Origin of the sequence: Cyanobacterium sp. IPPAS B-1200, from assembly GCF_001747005.2 — a bacterium.
Lineage (GTDB): Bacteria > Cyanobacteriota > Cyanobacteriia > Cyanobacteriales > Cyanobacteriaceae > Cyanobacterium.
On record NZ_CP182899.1, the window covers coordinates 1,180,183 to 1,198,786 of the forward strand.

18 protein-coding genes are annotated in these 18,604 nt (G+C 36.2%); 8 read left to right on the top strand and 10 right to left on the bottom strand.

What is annotated here, in order from left to right; translation table 11 throughout:
• Positions 1-21: 21 nt before the first annotated feature.
• The 6 genes from A5482_RS05490 to tsaD form a co-directional block, all read right to left on the bottom strand.
• Positions 22-624: a pseudouridine synthase gene (locus A5482_RS05490; RefSeq protein WP_069790745.1), complete on the bottom strand. Its 603-nt coding sequence runs from the start codon at positions 622-624 to the stop codon at positions 22-24.
• Between the two features lie 10 nt (positions 625-634).
• On the bottom strand, positions 635-1,696 hold the full coding sequence (locus A5482_RS05495) for a glycosyltransferase family 4 protein (protein ID WP_069790746.1): 1,062 nt from the start codon (positions 1,694-1,696) through the stop codon (positions 635-637).
• Positions 1,697-1,903: 207 nt separating this feature from the next.
• Entirely contained in the window at positions 1,904-2,608 is a 705-nt protein-coding gene (locus tag A5482_RS05500; RefSeq protein ID WP_069790747.1) for a hypothetical protein, read from the bottom strand.
• 19 nt (positions 2,609-2,627) lie between these two features.
• Positions 2,628-3,080: a hypothetical protein gene (locus A5482_RS05505; RefSeq protein WP_069790748.1), complete on the bottom strand. Its 453-nt coding sequence runs from the start codon at positions 3,078-3,080 to the stop codon at positions 2,628-2,630.
• Between the two features lie 17 nt (positions 3,081-3,097).
• Entirely contained in the window at positions 3,098-4,489 is a 1,392-nt protein-coding gene (locus tag A5482_RS05510) for a MotA/TolQ/ExbB proton channel family protein (protein ID WP_069790749.1), read from the bottom strand.
• Positions 4,490-4,560: 71 nt separating this feature from the next.
• Positions 4,561-5,616: a tRNA (adenosine(37)-N6)-threonylcarbamoyltransferase complex transferase subunit TsaD gene (tsaD, locus tag A5482_RS05515; RefSeq protein WP_069790750.1), complete on the bottom strand. Its 1,056-nt coding sequence runs from the start codon at positions 5,614-5,616 to the stop codon at positions 4,561-4,563.
• Between the two features lie 150 nt (positions 5,617-5,766).
• Here tsaD and A5482_RS05520 point away from each other — a divergent pair, with 150 nt between their 5' ends.
• The 5 genes from A5482_RS05520 to A5482_RS05540 all read left to right on the top strand — a co-directional run bounded on the left by A5482_RS05520 (position 5,767) and on the right by A5482_RS05540 (position 9,363).
• Positions 5,767-6,273 carry a Photosystem I reaction center subunit III gene (locus A5482_RS05520; protein ID WP_069790751.1) on the top strand — a complete coding sequence of 169 codons (507 nt, stop codon included), beginning with the start codon at positions 5,767-5,769 and terminating at the stop codon, positions 6,271-6,273.
• 41 nt (positions 6,274-6,314) lie between these two features.
• Positions 6,315-6,443, top strand: a complete 129-nt coding sequence (gene psaJ / locus A5482_RS05525) for a photosystem I reaction center subunit IX (protein WP_069790752.1) — start codon at positions 6,315-6,317, stop codon at positions 6,441-6,443.
• Positions 6,444-6,649: 206 nt separating this feature from the next.
• The gene (locus A5482_RS05530) at positions 6,650-7,663 is read left to right on the top strand and encodes a type I glyceraldehyde-3-phosphate dehydrogenase (protein ID WP_069790753.1); all 1,014 of its coding nucleotides are present in this window, start codon (positions 6,650-6,652) and stop codon (positions 7,661-7,663) included.
• A gap of 301 nt (positions 7,664-7,964) precedes the next feature.
• Positions 7,965-8,474, top strand: coding sequence for a hypothetical protein (locus A5482_RS05535; RefSeq protein WP_069790754.1), 510 nt, complete (start codon positions 7,965-7,967; stop codon positions 8,472-8,474).
• 85 nt (positions 8,475-8,559) lie between these two features.
• Entirely contained in the window at positions 8,560-9,363 is an 804-nt protein-coding gene (locus A5482_RS05540) for a TlyA family RNA methyltransferase (protein WP_069790755.1), read from the top strand.
• Positions 9,364-9,440: 77 nt separating this feature from the next.
• Here A5482_RS05540 and A5482_RS05545 read toward each other — a convergent pair whose 3' ends face one another.
• Together A5482_RS05545 and psaK are read right to left on the bottom strand one after the other, a co-directional pair.
• Entirely contained in the window at positions 9,441-9,839 is a 399-nt protein-coding gene (locus tag A5482_RS05545; RefSeq protein ID WP_069790756.1) for an FHA domain-containing protein, read from the bottom strand.
• 123 nt (positions 9,840-9,962) lie between these two features.
• Complete coding sequence (gene psaK, locus A5482_RS05550) at positions 9,963-10,238, bottom strand: photosystem I reaction center subunit PsaK (RefSeq protein WP_069790757.1); 276 nt, start codon at positions 10,236-10,238, stop codon at positions 9,963-9,965.
• Positions 10,239-10,367: 129 nt separating this feature from the next.
• Here psaK and A5482_RS05555 point away from each other — a divergent pair, with 129 nt between their 5' ends.
• Positions 10,368-11,015 carry a phosphoribosylanthranilate isomerase gene (locus tag A5482_RS05555; RefSeq protein WP_069790758.1) on the top strand — a complete coding sequence of 216 codons (648 nt, stop codon included), beginning with the start codon at positions 10,368-10,370 and terminating at the stop codon, positions 11,013-11,015.
• A 220-nt stretch (positions 11,016-11,235) separates the two neighbouring features.
• Positions 11,236-11,886: a 7-carboxy-7-deazaguanine synthase QueE gene (locus tag A5482_RS05560; RefSeq protein WP_083260419.1), complete on the top strand. Its 651-nt coding sequence runs from the start codon at positions 11,236-11,238 to the stop codon at positions 11,884-11,886.
• 31 nt (positions 11,887-11,917) lie between these two features.
• Here A5482_RS05560 and A5482_RS05565 read toward each other — a convergent pair whose 3' ends face one another.
• Positions 11,918-13,183, bottom strand: coding sequence for a sensor histidine kinase (locus A5482_RS05565; protein ID WP_069790759.1), 1,266 nt, complete (start codon positions 13,181-13,183; stop codon positions 11,918-11,920).
• Positions 13,184-13,501: 318 nt separating this feature from the next.
• On the opposite strand from A5482_RS05565, the gene A5482_RS05570 reads away from it, so the two are divergent.
• Positions 13,502-15,886 (top strand): MASE1 domain-containing protein, encoded by a 2,385-nt coding sequence (locus A5482_RS05570; protein ID WP_069790760.1) that lies wholly within the window; start codon positions 13,502-13,504, stop codon positions 15,884-15,886.
• Between the two features lie 190 nt (positions 15,887-16,076).
• Here the strand turns inward: A5482_RS05570 and A5482_RS05575 are convergent, their stop codons facing one another.
• Positions 16,077-18,596 carry a fimbria/pilus outer membrane usher protein gene (locus A5482_RS05575; protein ID WP_069790761.1) on the bottom strand — a complete coding sequence of 840 codons (2,520 nt, stop codon included), beginning with the start codon at positions 18,594-18,596 and terminating at the stop codon, positions 16,077-16,079.
• Positions 18,597-18,604 lie beyond the last annotated feature (8 nt).

The following is an 18,604-nucleotide window of genomic DNA, read 5'->3' on the forward strand; positions in this document are numbered from 1 at the left end:
TTATTTCCCCATCTCTATTATTTAAATTGATTCGATGGCTTGTCTTTCTTGGGGGGTTAATTCCCTGATTTGTCCGACATCTAAGTTATCGATGGTAAGCTGAATTTGAGAGTTAATGGCGATCGCCTTTCGTACTAACCTAAGAGTAGGATGGTTAATGGAAGCTGTCATTTTCCTTACTTGACGATTTCTGCCCTCGGTAAGGGTTAATTCTATCCAACTGGTGGGGATATTTTTTCGGTAACGAATGGGGGGATTTCTGGGGGGTAATTTTGGTTCATTTTCTAGTTTAAGGGCGATCGCTTTTTTTGTTTTTTTGCCTTTAATTATTACCCCATTTTCTAGCTGTTTTAAAGAGTCTGAAGAAGGGATATTTTCCACCTGTACCCAATAAATTCGGGGATGGGCAAAGGAAGGATCACAAAGACTATGTTTTACCCTCGGATTATCAGTTAATAATAACAATCCTTCACTATCTAAATCCAGTCTTCCCACGGAATAAATATCGGGTATATCAATATACTTTTTTAGGGTTTCTCGCTCAGAAGCGTGGGGGCTATCATCGGTGAATTGACAAAGAACGTTATAGGGTTTATAAAATAAGATATAGGTGTATTTTTTCATTTTCAATAATCTATAAAAACTGTTTGATAATTTCTAAAGTTTCTTTTCCTGTTTTATCCCAACTGAATTTTTTTACCCTTTTTAATCCCTCAGTTATTAAGTGCGATCGCACATTATCCTTAACAATTTCATTCATCGCTTCTGCAATGTCATCCACATCATAAGGATTAACTAATAAAGCCCCATCTCCAGCCACTTCAGGTAAAGAAGAAACATTAGAAGTAATCACAGGAGTACCACAAGCCATCGCCTCTAGTACAGGAAAACCAAACCCTTCCCAAAGAGTAGGAAAAACTAAAGCCTCTGCATGATTTAATACTTTAACCAATTCTTGGTCATCAAGATAATTTAAAAACTTTACCCGTTCAAAAACTCCTAAATCACGGGCTAATTGTTTAAGTAAAGGAGTATAACGTTTATCTTCTCCTCCCACTAACCATAATTGATAATTTTTATTATTTTTAAACTTAGCAAAAGCAGAAAGAATATTAACTAAATTTTTATGAGGATCATGTCTTCCTAGATAAATGAAATAAGGTTTTTTATTAATATCTTTTGCATCATCAATTACTTTAAATTTATTAGAGTTATAGCCTAAATAAATAGGAGTAATTTTTTTCGCAGAAATACCATAATAATTAATTATGTCGTTAGCTGTACTTTCCGAATTACAAATAATATGAGTAGCTTGTTCACATACTTGGGGTACATAATAACGAAAATAAGCACTTAGAGCCGATTTTTTTTGAGGAAATCTGAGGGGAATTAAATCATGTACCATTACCACCTTAGAAAGTTTTGGCTTAAATAAGGGCAACTCAGGCACAGGGGAAAATAATAAATTTCCGTCTAATTTTCCATATATTTTAGGCAATTTAAACTGAGTCCATAATAACCTTAAAAAATGTCCTTTACTTCCATAGTCTGGACTAAATTTATCAGAAATATTATAATTATATTCAGCACTATTAATTAAATTGTTGTTTGCTAGACTAATATAATTAAAATCTTTTAAATAAGGAAAAATGTGATTAATATAATTACTAATTCCCGTTGGTTTTTCGATCAGCATCGAAAAATTTAAAATTAATTTAGATTGATTATTTCTCACTCAATAAAAAGTATATAAAAACGTGTTTTTCAACATAAAAATAACATAATACTAAATCCGATTTATAAAATTTATTACTGCCTACCATTGACACTATAAATATTTATAAAAGGTTTTTATTCTTAAATTAAAATAATTATCAATTATCCATTCTCAATTATCAATTACTTATTGTACTCCCACAGAACGACCACCAGAGCCAAAAACGAGAATATTATTTTGGGCAAAAGGCTCCCAACCTACCTGAAACCCATTACTAAGGGCTTTTTCCCTAGCTGCCCGAAAAGTAGAGAAACTGTCAGGGCGAACTATAAAAGCCACATATTGCTCATTGGGATTAAGGGTTTGTAGAATCTGGGCAAATTGTGAATTTTCTGCCCCTATTTGCTGATTTTCTTCCCCTTGGGCGTTGGAAATGGGTTCATATCGTAACGAAGCATCAGCGGTGAAACTGACTCTATATTGACCATTATCTACGGAAAAGTTTTGAACACGACGAGCAATATTGCTGGTACAGCTGTTATAAATATTGATTTCATTGAGATAGGTTTGATAAGCAAATTGACTACGACTACGAGGAGGCTCAGGAATACTACAAGTAGGTAAACTAGAGTATATATCCTCAATTTGTGTCTCAATTTCTGGATCACTAATATAAAATAATTGGTTGTTTCTTAGTTCAAAAAAAACACCTTTTTTATCAGTTTCTGCCCTTAAAGGAGTTTTAATTATTCTATCGGCTTCTACGGTTAATAAGCTAACAAATAAACCAATAAACATGAGGACTCCTACGGTATTCGTTAATACGTCTAAAAAGGAGTCTAAATTTTGACCAGGATGATTTTTTTTCCTAATAGTACGTTGTCTAGGCATAATATTTATTTAGGTTAATTTATTCTGCAAATTTTAGGGTTAAACCTTCGTCAATGGGTTCGTAACCTATGTCAATATTTCGAGCTTCTATTAAGTCTCTAACTTCATAAAATGTTTCTAGTCCAGTAGGTCTTAAAATCACGATAACATATTCATTATTACGGTTATTTTCTACCTCTTCAATGAGAGTTAGTAGGGGAGAATTACTACGACTTAATCGATTTCTAGGGACAAATTCTTCACTAGGATGAAGAATAATACCATCTTCTCTACATTCTATGTAGCGGGGAGTCTTTGCACTGTTTTGTCCTTCTTCCGTTTGTCCAATGATGGTTACCTCAGAACTACTTTCTATGCTTTCGGTGCTAATAACAATTATCAATAAAATTAATGTTCCAATGGTACAAGCAAGGACGGATAGAAAGGGAAACAACTCCATTTCTATTTTGTTAGCACGGGATCTTCTACGCATAGTTAATTGTATAATATTTATTCGTCAATTTGTTCTATGAGGCGAACTATTCTTGGCTTACTTAAGTCTTTTATGACGGGTTGTAGGAGGGTAATTTGTTCTTTTATCATGGCTAAAGAATCTTCCATTTTACTAGCATTTTCTAGGGCTTTTACTATACCTGTAAAACTATCTTCTAAGGTTGATAATTTGGCAATTTGTTCGCTAGATTGTTGGAGAGAGCCAATTTTTTCGTCTAAGATTGAACCTATATTTTCTAGTCTAAGGGCGATCGCACTTACTTGATTATCTAAGGTATCTTGACTAAGCTGATTTTGTTCTTTTATTAGTTCAACCATACCCTTTATATCATTAACTAAATTAGCATTAAAACTATGTTGTTCTTGATAGGATTGGATAATTTTTTCCCTGTCAGTGAGAATAATACGATTAACCTCTTTTATGCCCTCTACCAATTCCGATTCTTGGGTTTGAATTTGGTTAAACTGATGGAGAAATTCTTTAAGTAAATTTTGAGCCGCTTCCCTTGCATATACTTCCGCTGGTTGAATCAATTCCTCGGAGGTAGGCAACGATTCTTTAATGGCTTGGTGGATAGTTTTGTTGATACTATCGTTATCAAAGGAAGAAGAGGGTAATTCCTTCTCGGAGAATCGGGGCAAAAGTCTGTCATTGATAAATATATCTATCTGTAACAGCAACTGTGATTCCATTCTTTCAATTAAAACAAGGGGAATCATTACCACCACACTCAACAATAAAGCCAGTAAAGTAGTATCAAAAGCCACCGCCAAACCACCCGTTACCGTGCCGATACCTTCCCGAATTTGGTCAACTTCTGAGGCACTATCGAGGAAACCAGAAAAGCCATTTACCGCCTGACTAATACCCAATACTGTACCCACAAAACCGAGTAGAGGTATAGCCCAAACCAAAATACGAGGAAAGGTGTAGGATGATTCCGAAGCACTGAGATAGAAGGAGGAATCGTCAAGGGCTAATTCACCCGATGCTTTTCTACTACCTGAATGAATATAAGCACTTAAGACTCTGGACAATCTATTATCAACCACATTCCCTGATTCTGAAAAGTATTCGCACATTTGCCTAACTTTTACTGACTGATGATTTTCGAGGGGAATATGAATGGGAATGTCTAATTTTCTAAGGCTTTTTAATTCTGCTCTAATTTTAAAAAACTTATCGAGACTGCTAGTAATAACAAAACAGGAGAGAAATACTACTAAATATTGAGTTATGCCCCTATCTATTAACAATATTCCCAAATAGGTATCCCTAAAAGGTAATAGTAACGTATATATAGCAATGGTCAAGAGACTAGAAAATAATAATACTAGGGGTAAATTAATATCTAATTCTTGACGATTGTTAGTAATTGAATTGGGCATTTGTAAGCAGATAATGGTTTGTAAAATTATAGCTTACGAGATTTAAATTTTGAATGATGAATTATCTTAACTTATGATTGTAAATACAACTCACCGACTCTTTCAATGCTCATCCTTGATGATACTTCAATGTTAAGGGGCGATCGCCCTTGATTGTTAAAATGTTCCGCCGCTGCACAACCAATCATCGCCGCATTATCGGTGCAATACTTGAGGGGTGGGAAATATACCGTCAAATTATTTTCTTGACAAGCCGATTGCAGACAATCCCTTAACCCACTATTGGCAGCCACTCCACCCCCCACGGCAATGGTATCCAAGCCCAAATCTAAACAAGCCCTCACCGCCCTTTTCGTCAAAGCCTTGGCAACGGTAACCTGAAAACTCGCACACAAATCAGCGATGGGCAAATTTTCTTCCCCCATGTCCTCCTTCAACTTGGTGACTAAACGCAAAACCGCCGTTTTTAGCCCACTAAAACTCGAATCGTAGGGGTGAAAACCTTGGTTATTAGGTAAAGAAACTCGCCCTTCTGGCAACTTGAAGGCGTGGGAATTTCCTTCTCTTGCTAGTTTATCAATGACAGGCCCCCCAGGGTAGCCCAAATTTAACAGCCTTGCCACCTTATCAAAAGCCTCCCCCGCCGCATCGTCACGGGTTGAGCCGATATTTTCATAGTTACCGCAACCTTTGACATGGATAAGGCTAGTATGTCCCCCTGAAACTAATAGACAGAGGAAAGGGGGTTTTAAATGGGGTTGAGCAAGGTAAGAGGCAAAAACATGACCTTCGAGGTGATGAACCCCCAAAAAGGGTTTGTTATGTACCATAGCGAGAGTTTTTCCTGCCATTACCCCCACCATCAACGAACCCACTAACCCAGGGGTTACCGTAGAGGCGATCGCATCTATACCATCCCACCCTAAACCCGAATCCTCCAAAGCTTTGGTAATGCAAGGATTGACCATTTCCATATGTTGCCGAGATGCCAATTCTGGTACTACTCCCCCATAGGTTTCGTGTAATTTTATCTGAGATGCCACCACATTACTTAGTACAGTGCGATCGCGCACCACTGCCACACCGGTATCATCACAACTACTTTCAATGGCCAGAATAGTTCCCATAATTAAATTAATTTGTTAAGAATAATAAACTTTCCTGTTATTACTGTACTGCATTTCCCCAATCGCTGTAAGATCGCATTTGAAGTAAATTTTTTAGCTTCATTTTTTGTAACAATAATTTGTTGTTTCGTAACAAAAGGAAACAATTTTATGGGTAAAATATTCAGTCTCGTATTAGCATTTACACTTTCACTAACCGTATGGGGCAACTTCAGCGCTCCCGCTCATGCAGATTTATCTCACCTTACTCCCTGTAGTGAATCTGCCGCTTATCAAGCAAAAGCCAAAAACTTCCGTAATACCACCAATGACCCCCAATCTGGTCAAAAACGTGCAGCAAGATACGCCGAAGCCCTCTGTGGCCCCGAAGGCTATCCTCGCTTAGTGGTAGATGGCAGATTAGACCATGCTGGTGACTTTATCATCCCTGGCTTACTCTTTCTCTATATAGCAGGTTGGATTGGTTGGGTAGGTCGTGCCTATCTTATCGCCGTTAGAGGAGAAAAAGATGCCGAAATGAAAGAAATTATCATCGATGTACCCCTAGCAATCAACAAAATGTTATTAGGCTTTAGCTGGCCTCTTCAAGCATTAGGGGAACTAAAATCTGGAGCATTAACCGCTAAAGATTCTGAAATTTCTGTTTCACCTCGCTAATATTCATTGATTTTTAATTATTTTTTTGGGAGATTTTTTTGATGAAAGGTTTACCTACTTTTTTATCTACAGCACCCGTTTTAATTACCGCATTGTTGGTATTTACTGCTGGTCTATTAATTGAATTTAACCGCTTTTTTCCAGACCTTTTATTCCATCCTATGGGATAGTATTTATAAAAAAAAAGATTAACATCTTTAGGGTATAGCCTCCCATTTTTTCGGGGCTATGCCCTTTTTATTAACCCAGATGTATTACGCTACGCTACAGAAAAAAAATCAAAAAAGGGGTTTGAACAATACAGTCTTTACGATATGATTAGGGTCATTACAAAAATTTATTGTACTTAATTAAAATACCAGAGGAAATAAAAACAGTGGTTAGAGTAGCTATTAATGGTTTTGGAAGAATCGGACGTAACTTCTTACGTTGTCTATTAACCAGAGAAAACAGCGATTTAGAATTAGTCGGTATCAACGATACTTCCGATCCCCATACTAACGCGCATCTTCTAAAATATGACTCCATGTTAGGAAGATTAGATGCAGACATTCAAGCCGATGAAAATTCCCTAATTGTTAACGGCAAAACTATTAAATGTGTTTCAGATCGTAATCCTTTAAATTTACCTTGGGCTGACTGGGGTGTTGACCTTGTAGTTGAATCTACTGGGGTATTTGTCACCGAAGAAGGTGCATCAAAGCACATCCAAGCGGGAGCTAAAAAAGTATTAATCACCGCTCCTGGTAAAGGTGGAAACATTGGTACTTTCGTAATGGGTGTTAACCACGAAGATTATGACCATGATAAATATAATATCGTTAGTAACGCCAGTTGTACCACCAACTGTTTAGCTCCTGTTGCTAAAGTATTACACGAAAACTTTGGTATCATCAAAGGTACCATGACCACCACCCACAGTTACACTGGGGATCAGCGTTTACTAGATGCTAGTCATAGAGACTTAAGACGCGCTCGTGCGGCGGCCATCAATATCGTACCCACCAGCACAGGAGCAGCTAAAGCTGTAGCCCTTGTATTACCTGATCTTAAAGGTAAATTGAATGGTATCGCCCTTAGAGTTCCTACCCCTAACGTTTCCATTGTTGATTTAGTGGTACAAGTAGAAAAAAGCACCATTGCAGAGCAAGTAAATGATGTTGTTAAAGAAGCCTCTGAAGGCTCTTTAAAAGGAATTTTGGGTTACAACGAATTGCCTTTAGTGTCCTGTGATTACCGTGGTAGCGATGTATCTTCTATTGTAGATGCTAGTTTAACCATGGTAATGGCTGGAGATATGGTAAAAGTTGTTGCTTGGTATGATAATGAATGGGGTTATTCTCAAAGGGTTGTGGATTTAGCTGAGTTAGTAGCTAATAAGTGGAAGTAGATAAGTAAGTAGGCATAATTAAATCGATTTAGGCAAGGGGTTTAAACCCCTTGTTCATAAGAGTCTTAATAAAATAAGAACTATAATTAATTTCGCCAACCTACTTAAATATCTAAGTTTTTTATTTGTATTAGTATTAATTTCCCAGTCTGATATTTAATAGGGGAAGGATGTGTTTCTATACGTTCTTCCTTTTTTATTTTCAATTCTTTATTTTCTATTAAAAGTTACTAAACTAAGTGAGAAATATTTTAGTTAAAATAGTATTGCATATTAAAATCTCTAGTAAGGTAATATTGCCATGGTGCAGACTTTAGAGAAACGAAGAAAAAGATGGTTGTCGAAACCCATCGGCGAAAAATTGGAAGAGGCGGGGTTAATTTCAAAATATCAAATTGAGGTTGCTCTTATAGATCAGGTGTCCTACATTGAGAGTAAATTTGGAGAAATTTTAGCTCTCAGGGGATGGTTGAAGCAACAAACCATCGATTTTTTTGTTAAGGATTTACCCGATTTAATCAACAACCCCCAAAAAATTCGTATTGGTAATTATTTTAAGGCGGCGGGTTTGTTGGATGATGGGCAAGTGCAGGAAATTTTGGACGAACAGACAAACTCAGAGATAAAGTTTGGCTACATTGCTGTTTTAAAAGGTTATGTGAAACAGGAAACTTTAGATTTTTTCTTGCGACACTTTGTCTATGATGGATTTGAAAGAAAAACGATTCATCAAAGTAAGGAAACTTTTATTCAATATGATACGAATATAAGTGTTAATAGTGATTTTGATTTAGATTCTCTTTGGGATTAATATTGTTTAATTTGAGGGATGAATTTGATCTGGTTGCCCCATGGTTTAAAATAATTCTGATACCTTGTAGAGATAAAGAAAACCATTGTCGAAAGAAAGATTAGATACGTTGTTAACCAGTCAGGGATTGTGTAATTCCCGTGCTTTGGCACAAAAGTTGATTCGGGCAGGAAAGGTTAGGGTTAAGGGGCAAATCGTTGATAAGCCTGGCACTTTGATAAGTATTGATAGCCCCATTGAGGTAAAATCTGAGCCTCCTTTTGTGTCGAGGGGTGGAGAAAAGTTGGTTAAGGCTTTGGAATATTTTGCCATTGATGTGGACGATAGAATTTGTCTTGATGGGGGTATTTCTACGGGGGGTTTTACGGATTGTCTGTTTCAAAGGGGGGCGAAAAAGGTTTATGGCATTGATGTAGGTTATGGGCAGGTGGCTTGGAAAATAAGGCAGGATGAGCGTTTGGTGTTGAGGGAGAGGACAAATTTTCGCTATCTAACCTATGATGATTTGTACCAAGATGGTGAGCCTCCTAATTTGGGGGTGATGGATTTATCTTTTATTTCTTTGACTAAGGTTTTGCCGACTCTTTGGGAGTTGTTGGTTAATCCGAAGGAGGTGGTTTTGTTGGTGAAGCCTCAGTTTGAGGTGGGTAAGGGCAAGGTTGGGAAAAAAGGGGTGGTGAGGGATTATCGTTTGCAATCAGAGGCGATCGCCTCTATCCTTAATTGTGCTATAAATATAGGATGGAAGTATAAGGGTTTAATAGCTTCTCCTATCCAAGGACCAGCGGGAAATGTAGAATATTTATTATGGTTGGGAGTATCTGGGGAGGATTTGATGCCCTCACAGAAAGATTTAGATGAGATAACTCAAAAAGCCATGGATAAATAAGTTAGTGATTATGTATTTAATGAAACCTTTACCATAGGACTATTTCTACCTAAAGTCTAACTCCTAATACCAAAGCCTTAATTAATAACTGTTTCCTTGGAAATGTCTTTGCTACTGATGGGTTTGGCAGAAACATTTTTGCCATGACTAGCACTAGAATCATCATCATCAGAACCTAACTGAATTAATATTTTAGGCCCTGAACTAGCTAAACGGATAATCATTCCGTCTTTTACTAAAACTTTATTAATTTTTCTTCCATTTACAAATGTTCCATTAGAGCCTAGGCTAACTAAAGCCCAGTCATCATTACGAGGACGAATTTCCAGATGGTGACGGGAAACCACGGCACTGTATAGTACGACATCATTATCATTCGCCCTGCCGATTCTTATCACCTTATGGGGTTCAAAATTCCATTTTTGGACAGGGGTAGATTTGAGGGGGTGCAAAAGAGTTAAGGTAATCACCAACATTCCATCTGGATAGATATTTTGTATAGTTATAAGTCAATAACAACTATTTTAACAAGTTTATTTTAGCTGAAAAATGGTCTTTTGTCTGAATTTTGCCTAACACTTAACCTTAAGAATGGCTAACTATAGCAATCCTGCGTTGGATAAGCCGAGAATAAATCCTGCTCCTAGTATATGTCCTAAACTAGCGGTGGCTAGTAATTCGGGTACTCCAAAATTTTTCCAAATTGCTGGTTTGGCTAAGGGTAAATCAGGTCCTGCCCCTGCTTTTTGGATGGCGAAACGTCCGATAAAAATTGCCACGAGATTAGCAGAAATCATTATCAAAGCTACTTGATAATTCCATTCTACGGTTTGAGGTACTTGGGCTATTAAATTAGAAAAGGCAATTAAATTCATTTTTATGATAAATTTGTTATGTTAACTATTTTGGTTATTTTACTCTTTCCAATAGTTTTTTGCTGATTTACTTAACTTTAATTAATCTTTTTTTATTAACTTTTACTATTTATATTATTCACCAGAATCATGCGCATAAAAATCTGTGGTTTAACTAATGTTGAGGAGGCAAGGGCGATCGCATCTATGGGAGTTGATACCATTGGTTTTATATGTGTCCAAGAATCTCCCCGTTATATCTCTCCTTCTAGTATAAGGGCGATCGTTGAAAAACTTCCTCCTCAAGTTAGCACCATCGGCGTATTTGTCAATGCCCCTCTTTCAGAAATAATTAAAATAGTTGAGGACGCAAAACTAACAGGGGTACAACTCCATGGAGAAGAAGATACTGCTTTCTGTCAGCAATTACGAGAAAAATTACCAGATATTGAAATAATCAAAGCCATTAGATACAAAAATCCTCAATCTCAACAGGAAGCGGAGGAGTACATCCCCGTAGTTGATACCCTATTAATAGACACCTATCAAAAGGGAATCCATGGCGGCACGGGAAAAACTTTTAACTGGCAAGAATTACGAGATTATAGGCCCTCTCGCCCTTGGCTAGTGGCGGGGGGAGTTAGCCCTGATAATGTTATCACAGCTTTTAATACTCTTCAATGTGATGGAATAGATCTTTCTAGTAAAGTTGAAATTAGTCCAGGTAAAAAAGATTTAGAAAAAATAAGACAACTAATTGTTAGTTTAGAGTCCATTAAAAATAAATTACCTAATTAATTAGTTTTTACTATTTAACAAAGACTTTAATAGTTATTATTAAAAACATAAGTAGGTTGACGAAATTAATTATAGCTCTTATTTTATTAAGACTCTTTATGAACAAGGGGTTTAAACCCCTTGCCTAAATGGATTTAATTATGCCTACTTATCAAAAGTTACATTATCATAAATAATTGAGTTTTTTATAGATTACAATAAATATATTTAATAAAAAATAATGATTAATACTGTTAACAAAAAAGAAGTTAAAAAAACATTAAATAATAATTTATTATACGAATATCCCATTGTCGAAACCTTCCATTCTGTCCAAGGAGAAGGCTTTTTTGCGGGAGTTAACGCCTTTTTTATTCGCTTAGCTGGTTGCGATGTGTTTTGCCCTTGGTGTGATCAAAAAGAAACTTGGTCAATGAAAAAATATCCCTTATATACAGTAGAAAAAATAGTTAGAGAAGTTGAACAAATTAACACTAATACTATTATTATTACTGGTGGAGAACCTTTATTACATGACTTAAACCCTTTGACCATAGAGTTAAAAAAAACAGGTAAAAATATTCACTTAGAAACATCAGGAGCTCACCCTTTTTCGGGAGTTTTTGATTGGGTAACATTTTCCCCTAAACCTTACAAAATACCCCATGAAACTATTTATAATAACGCTAGTGAATTAAAAGTAGTAGTCGCCGAAGAAAAAGATTTTATGTGGGCTTTATCTGAAGGAGAAAAGGTTTCTTCCCATACTATTAAATATTTACAACCAGAATGGAATAGCCCCCATACTCAGGAGTTAATTTTTAATTATATAAAAGACAATCCTTCATGGCGTTTAAGTTTACAAACTCATAAATATTTAGGAGTCAGATAAAATTATTTGAGCGATTTTTTAGTGGACAAAATCATGATGCGATAGGAATAAATAAGGAAAAAGTAGTGCCATTTAGTTGTTGATTTTTTATCCAAAAAGAAGGACTAAAAATTTCTATGTCAACGGACATTTTATCGCATAATTCTTTGACAATGGCTAATCCTAAACCTGTGCCATCAATATCACCTTCTTCCTGTACTCCTCGATAATGACGTTCAAATATATGTTTTTGGTCTTCTGGGGGGATACCATAGCCAGTATCGCTAATTTCTACGACTATTTTTTCTCCTTCGGGAGTAGATTTTTGTTTGACTATTTCTAGGCAAATTTTACCGCCTTCGGGGGTATATTTAACAGCATTATCTAATAAATTATTCAATACTTCGGTTAGGGCTTTGGGGTTACTAGAAATGAGGGGTAAATCATCATCAATATCACTCATAAAAGTAATATTTTTATCTTGGGCGATGGAATCAATTCCCATAATTAGAGGTTTAATTAATTGTTTTAAATCTACTTTTTCTAACTTTTGAATATTCTCAGTTAAAAAGAAGCTAGTTGATTGACCTTGTTCTAAGCTAAGGTTAGAAGTATTACTAACAACTTTCCAATCTTCGCTAAAATCTTGGATAAGGTCCCGAAGGCGATCGCCCTCTCGCACAATGCCTTGGGCTATGGTATAATTTTGATCATCCCCCTTCAGACGTTTAATCAATAACTTGCCAAAAGTACGAATAGCCGTCAAAGGATTACGTAATTGATGGAAAAAATCATCAAGATGATCATTTTGTAACTTCTGTAGCTGTTGATAACGCTTTAATTGTTGTTCAGAAATTTGTTGTTTTTGATCCAAAAGTCTTGCAAAAGTAATTGTATGTGCCACTTCTTGTACTTGCAAAACCTCCTGTTTACGCCAAGGTTTTGTACTCCGATTAGTAGCTAGTAAACCTACCATACAATCATTATGTATCAAAGGTAAAAGTAACTGATAAGGAGAAGCAGACTCAGGAATATAATTAATAATTTTATTTAAATTAGTATCCCTTTCCTCCATCAAATTAAATTCAAAATCTGCCCCCTCTTCCGACTCAGGTAATAATAATAAATTACCATTATTATCTCCGCTAGAAAAAGGATAAACTATGACAGGAATCAACTTTGGCTCATCACCTTTAACCCTTTCCGTCAAATAAATAGCACTTTCTTGTACCGCTAAATTTTGAGCCAACAAAATCAGCTGAGATTGACATAAACTAATAAACTCTTTGCTGACAAAAACCTCTTCATATTCAGCCATAATTATTTAATCATATAAAATCTAAAATCCCTAACAAAATTATCAATAAAACCTTTAACCTACAGAAATACTACATTAACCAAAAAACTCTAAAAAATTAATAAATAATTAAAAATGAATAATCGATTAAAAAAAACATTTTCCATTTTTACCACCTGATTCTTATTTTATAAACCCTTCACCTTATGATGATTAATGACTACTTCCCCATAAATAACATCTTAACCTGATTAGGGGTTGATCACAGAATCTAAACTAAACCATAATTATAATTAAAAGCCAAAAATATCCTCGCCTTTTCCCCCTCTCCTATCTACCATGAATTTTTTTTACTCCACCATCAAAAAATATGACTTTAACCCCCTTCATGTGCCATGGTGGAAACAAGTTGTCGTGGCGATTAGTTATTTTATTACAGCCCTAATATCTATTTCTTTTACCACGTACCCTAACACAGGCTCAACCCCCATCTGGATACCAGGGGGAATTGCCGTTGGGTTAATCTTTATTTGGGGATACTCTCTCTGGTTAGGCGTTTTTCTTGGAATATTAATAACTCAAATCATTATCTTTCAAGGATGGGAAAATTTCGGTAGTTTTACCCTTGTTATGCTAATCACCGTAGTGACATCACTGGGCAAAATACTAGCCAGTCTATGTAGTGAATCCCAAAATAACAATATTTTTCCTCAATCTGATAATCGCTATTTTCTTCATAGTGTTAAAAATACCGCTCAATTTATCCTTTTTGGTTGTTTTATTAGTCATTTACCCATCGCAATTATTTGCGCTTGTTTAGTGTGTGGATTTGGCAGGGCGCCATGGAATTTATTTATAGAAATTGCGGTTACATGGTGGTTAAGTGATAGTTTTGGGATTTTGATTTTTACCCCTTTAATTGTGGCATGGCAAAAACAAGTTTTTAATTTTATAAAGTGTATTAAGAAACAATGGTTAAATACACTTGTTACTGTATTTTTAGTTTTTATTATTAATCAATCGATTATTAACACTTCTTACGATACACAGTTTTTATATATTCCCTTGGTGGTATGGGTAGTATTTAAGTTTGAAGAATTGGGTGCAAGTTTAATTGTGTTAGTTATTACCATTAATTTAATGTTAGCCACCATCGCACAAACTACTTCTTTTGCTATGGAATCGACGAGGGATTCTCTACTTTTATTACAGTCTTTTATTGCTTGTATTTCTATGACAACCTTGCTTTTAGGAGCAGTTTTAAGCGAAAATAATTATCGTAAGCAAGAATTAATAAAATTAAATAAAGATTTATCCGCAAAAAATAAATTATTAGAAGAATTAAATCGTCAGAAAGATTTACAAAGTGAAGCAAAGGAGAAAATATTAACAGAATATAATAGGTTACTTCAAAAACAGTTGTCTTTAGTTAAAGCGAAAGAAAAAGCTGAAAATTTAACTAAACGGAAAAGCCTGTTTTTTGCAAGTCTGAGCAATGATTTTCTTAACCCTATTAATGCTTTAGTAAAGATAATAGAAAGTTTAGCTAACACTCAATTAAATGATCAACAAAGGGAATATACTGAAATAATTCAGCAGACAATCTCAACGCTATTAAAAGCTGTTAATGATATTTTTAATTTTTCTTCCATTGAAATTGGGGATTTTGAGTTACAAGAGAAGAAATTGAGTATCAAAGACATTCTTGAATCTATTAATATTTTATTCTCGAAACAGAATCAAGAAAAGGAGGTTAATATTTCCTATTCTATTCAGAAAGAATTACCCAATTTTATCGGAGATGCTTCTCGTATTCGTCAAGTATTATTTAATATTTTAGGAAGCTCTTTTTATAATCAAAATAGTTCTGTTTTCATTTATGTAAAGGAAGCAAATTTATTAAATAAAAATAAAGGTTTAGATAATAGCAAAACACTTTTACTTTTTACTATTAAAAGCACTATACATGATCAAAATGAAGTGAGAGAAGATGGGGAAGCGATACAATATGATGGTGAAGTGGCGCTATGCGATGGTGAAACGGCGCTATGCGATCGCACTGAAAATGATAAGATAATAGATACTTATGATATTTTTAATACATTTGAAACCACCACAGAATTTCCAGAAAATAATAGAGAATTAGAGCTATTTATTGCCCAAAAACTAATTAACGCCATGGGAGGTACTATCTGGATAGAAAATGACGGTAAAATAAAAGGAAATCCCCCGGCACAATGGAGTTTGCCATCCCCATCATCCCCAACCTCAATTATTTACTTTACTCTACAACTATGCCCTATATCTAGTGAAGAAAATAAATCAACATCTTCCCATATTTTCAAAGAATTATCCCCATTAAACATTTTGATAGCAGAAGATAATCGTATTAATCAGAAAATAATGCTTTATCATCTAAAACAACTAGGATATGAAGGGGAATTTGTAGCCGATGGTGCAGCACTTTTAGAACAAGTAAAACAAAAAAAATATGATATTATTTTTATAGATATAAAAATGCCTATTATGGATGGTATTCAAGCCACTAAAATTTTAAGAAAAAACTACAATAAAGCTCACTATATAATTGCTATTAACCACTTGATTGAAAACAAAAAAGAAGAGTTTATTTCTCTAGGTTTTGATGACGGCATTAATAAACCCATTCAACTGGAAGAATTAAAAGTGGTTTTACAAAAAATATTGTTGATACATAATCTGTAAAATTTCTATGGACTTAATCCAAACAAAACAACATATCCAATGAATTATTAATTACACCAAATTCTTCTTAAGATAATATACCTATTCGTTAGCTTGAAATAGAGATGATTAGTTTATTGATCCACAATTATGAACTGTTCCCCACCATAATTAGTACGTTATCAAAGATCTACTATTAGTATATTTTTAATTAACTTCCAAATCGTATTATTCCCAAATCAAAAACCCCTGTTTCATTTGCTGGAATTGTAAACTCCGTACTTAAACGAGGATTGGTAAATAAATTGAGGCGATAACTTCCTGGAGTTAAACCCATGAGGGCAAAACGCCCCACCTGATTGGTAAATAAGGTTAAAGGTTCAAAATCAGGATTAGAAAGGGAAATCACTTCCCCTGCTTGAAGGGCAATGGGATTTCCTTCCCCATCTTGTAAAGTACCCCTGACAAACACAGTAGCATCAGTACCCACCACAATAACGCTACCACTTCTGTAGGTAGGGTAAAGGGTAAAAGCTGATTCGCCCAAATCAAAACCGAGGGGTAAATCAAGGGCATCAATGCGAATATTGCTCAGAGAATAGGAACTTAAAGTTGGCACCACCGCCGGCCCAAAAATTCCCGCCTCGGCAATGTGTCCCCTTGTGCTAGGGTTAACCACAATAGATTGATTAGAAAAATTATCATTACGGGCAATGATAACAAAACTATCAGTCACAGGACGAGTCCAACCAACGCGCCCCCCTGCAAAAACAAAAGCAGTATCAAAGTTAAGATTACTTCTTTGTTGGCTTTGATTATAATCATGGGCAAAATTGAGACTACCAAAAAAGGTACGATAATCCAAGCCCAAACGAGAGCCAAAACTGCGGGGCTGGGGATTAAGATTGAGGGTGAGATTACTATTGATACTGTTAAAAGTATTGGGATTACGGCGATTCCACCTTACTTCCGTGGTGCCTTCTCCTTCGGTGGTTAGGGTATTTCTAGCACTGATAGACTGGTTTCTACCGCTTTGTAATAGGTTTATTCTCAACTGAGTATCATCTTCTCCCGACTGTTGACGACGATGGCTAAGGCTAACGTTTAAAGACATATTACTACTTAATCTGGTATTAAGGGCGATCGCCCCTCGATAACCATCAGGATTGTCTAAACTTCCGATTTGATAACCGACATTGAAATTAACACCTAAATTATCGGTTAATCTTTGTCCATAATTAACACCTAAATTCCACGCCACCATATTAACAGAATCACTAAAAACATTGTCAGGGTTACCAATGCTCAAGTTACCAAACCGCTGAAAAAAAGGCCCTTGATATTCCACATTAAAACCAAAATTAGGAGCCCTACGCCCTGCCGTGGTGAGGGGTAAATATTGATACCTGAGACGAAAGCTATGGTCAACCCCCACAGGATTGTTACTCAGTGCCATATCCCAGCCAAAATTTCCCAAATTGGTTGCCAAAACCCCCTCCGAGCCGAATAATTGTTGTACATTCGCCCCCTGAAAATAAGCTCCTAGGGTAAGGTTAGGGGCAATACCTTGGCGATAAAAGCCCGTGGCAATGGGGCGAGACATATCATAATTTCGGGTACCTTCTTCACTAAAAGATGGTACACCCACTCCCACCCCAAATTGACTTAAACCCACAGCCAGTAAGTCAGAGGCGAGGGGGGCAGAAAAAGAAAGGTTACGCACCTGTCCCACATCATCAGTAATTTGCAGGGTAATATTATTGTGTCCTGTATTGAGGGCGAAATTACGAATATCTTGGGTTCCTGCGGGGAGTTGTAGGGTTTGTCGCAATAAGCCGTTAACAAATATTTCCACCGTGGAGGGGCGATCGAGGAAAAATTCAAATTGTCCTGTGGGTACGGTGACAAGGTATGGTTGCAAAGAAAAATTACGTACCATGGCGATGCCTCCCATGGGGACAAAACTTTGATAACCCCTTGTGAAGCTGAATAAATCTCCCATGACGTAACGGATACCGTTGTTGGGGTCATCCCTTACTAGGCGAATATCAGATCTGATAAAAGAGGGGGTTGCCCCTTCGCTATAGGTGCCACTGCCTTCTAGTACCCAGCCTCGATAATTGATTGCTCCATCTATGCCCAAGCCAAAGGCTTCTCGTCCGAGGTTACCACTACCACTCCAAAGGTAGGATTGTCTGCCCCTGAGATTCACAAAACCGCTTAGAGAAGCTGGTCTGATGGCATTTTCTGCCCCTGGGGGCAAATTTTGGTTTCCTGAGCCGTAAACAATGGTTCTACGTAAATTGGGCGGAATTTGTAGTCTTAGCTGTAACTGTTGCCCATCAAAAAATCCATCAATGCCTGTGGATTGGATGCCGTTGATGGTAAGGTTACCACTATCGCCCACCAATTGTTCTAGGGCTTCTTGGACATCGGGGCGTACATATTCTCTGATGCGGCTGAGTAGGGTGGTAGCAACTATTTCCAGATTATCTTCATCTCCTAGGGCGACAAAAACAACTATTTCCCCTTGGGGTTGATCGTTGATGAATAGTGGTACAATAATTCTTTGTAGTCCTGTAGGTCTAGGTCTATTAAATATTCTCTCAAATAGCTCGTCGGTATTTTGGTTGAGGTCGTTGGGGCGATCGCCATTAATTTCTGTTTCTTGAACTAAAAAAATATCTACGGGAGTAGTGGCAATGTAATGGGGTTGGGGGTTTACAAACATCAATTTTC

Bases quoted from the DNA above. Each gene is read 5' to 3' on its own strand.
- A5482_RS05490 (WP_069790745.1), bottom strand. From the start codon at position 624: ATGAAAAAATACACCTATATCTTATTTTATAAACCCTATAACGTTCTT.
- A5482_RS05495 (WP_069790746.1), bottom strand. From the start codon at position 1,696: ATGCTGATCGAAAAACCAACGGGAATTAGTAATTATATTAATCACATT.
- A5482_RS05500 (WP_069790747.1), bottom strand. From the start codon at position 2,608: ATGCCTAGACAACGTACTATTAGGAAAAAAAATCATCCTGGTCAAAAT.
- A5482_RS05505 (WP_069790748.1), bottom strand. From the start codon at position 3,080: ATGCGTAGAAGATCCCGTGCTAACAAAATAGAAATGGAGTTGTTTCCC.
- A5482_RS05510 (WP_069790749.1), bottom strand. From the start codon at position 4,489: ATGCCCAATTCAATTACTAACAATCGTCAAGAATTAGATATTAATTTA.
- tsaD (WP_069790750.1), bottom strand. From the start codon at position 5,616: ATGGGAACTATTCTGGCCATTGAAAGTAGTTGTGATGATACCGGTGTG.
- A5482_RS05520 (WP_069790751.1), top strand. From the start codon at position 5,767: ATGGGTAAAATATTCAGTCTCGTATTAGCATTTACACTTTCACTAACC.
- psaJ (WP_069790752.1), top strand. From the start codon at position 6,315: ATGAAAGGTTTACCTACTTTTTTATCTACAGCACCCGTTTTAATTACC.
- A5482_RS05535 (WP_069790754.1), top strand. From the start codon at position 7,965: ATGGTGCAGACTTTAGAGAAACGAAGAAAAAGATGGTTGTCGAAACCC.
- A5482_RS05545 (WP_069790756.1), bottom strand. From the start codon at position 9,839: ATGTTGGTGATTACCTTAACTCTTTTGCACCCCCTCAAATCTACCCCT.
- psaK (WP_069790757.1), bottom strand. From the start codon at position 10,238: ATGAATTTAATTGCCTTTTCTAATTTAATAGCCCAAGTACCTCAAACC.
- A5482_RS05555 (WP_069790758.1), top strand. From the start codon at position 10,368: ATGCGCATAAAAATCTGTGGTTTAACTAATGTTGAGGAGGCAAGGGCG.
- A5482_RS05560 (WP_083260419.1), top strand. From the start codon at position 11,236: ATGATTAATACTGTTAACAAAAAAGAAGTTAAAAAAACATTAAATAAT.
- A5482_RS05565 (WP_069790759.1), bottom strand. From the start codon at position 13,183: ATGGCTGAATATGAAGAGGTTTTTGTCAGCAAAGAGTTTATTAGTTTA.
- A5482_RS05570 (WP_069790760.1), top strand. From the start codon at position 13,502: ATGAATTTTTTTTACTCCACCATCAAAAAATATGACTTTAACCCCCTT.
- A5482_RS05575 (WP_069790761.1), bottom strand. From the start codon at position 18,596: ATGTTTGTAAACCCCCAACCCCATTACATTGCCACTACTCCCGTAGAT.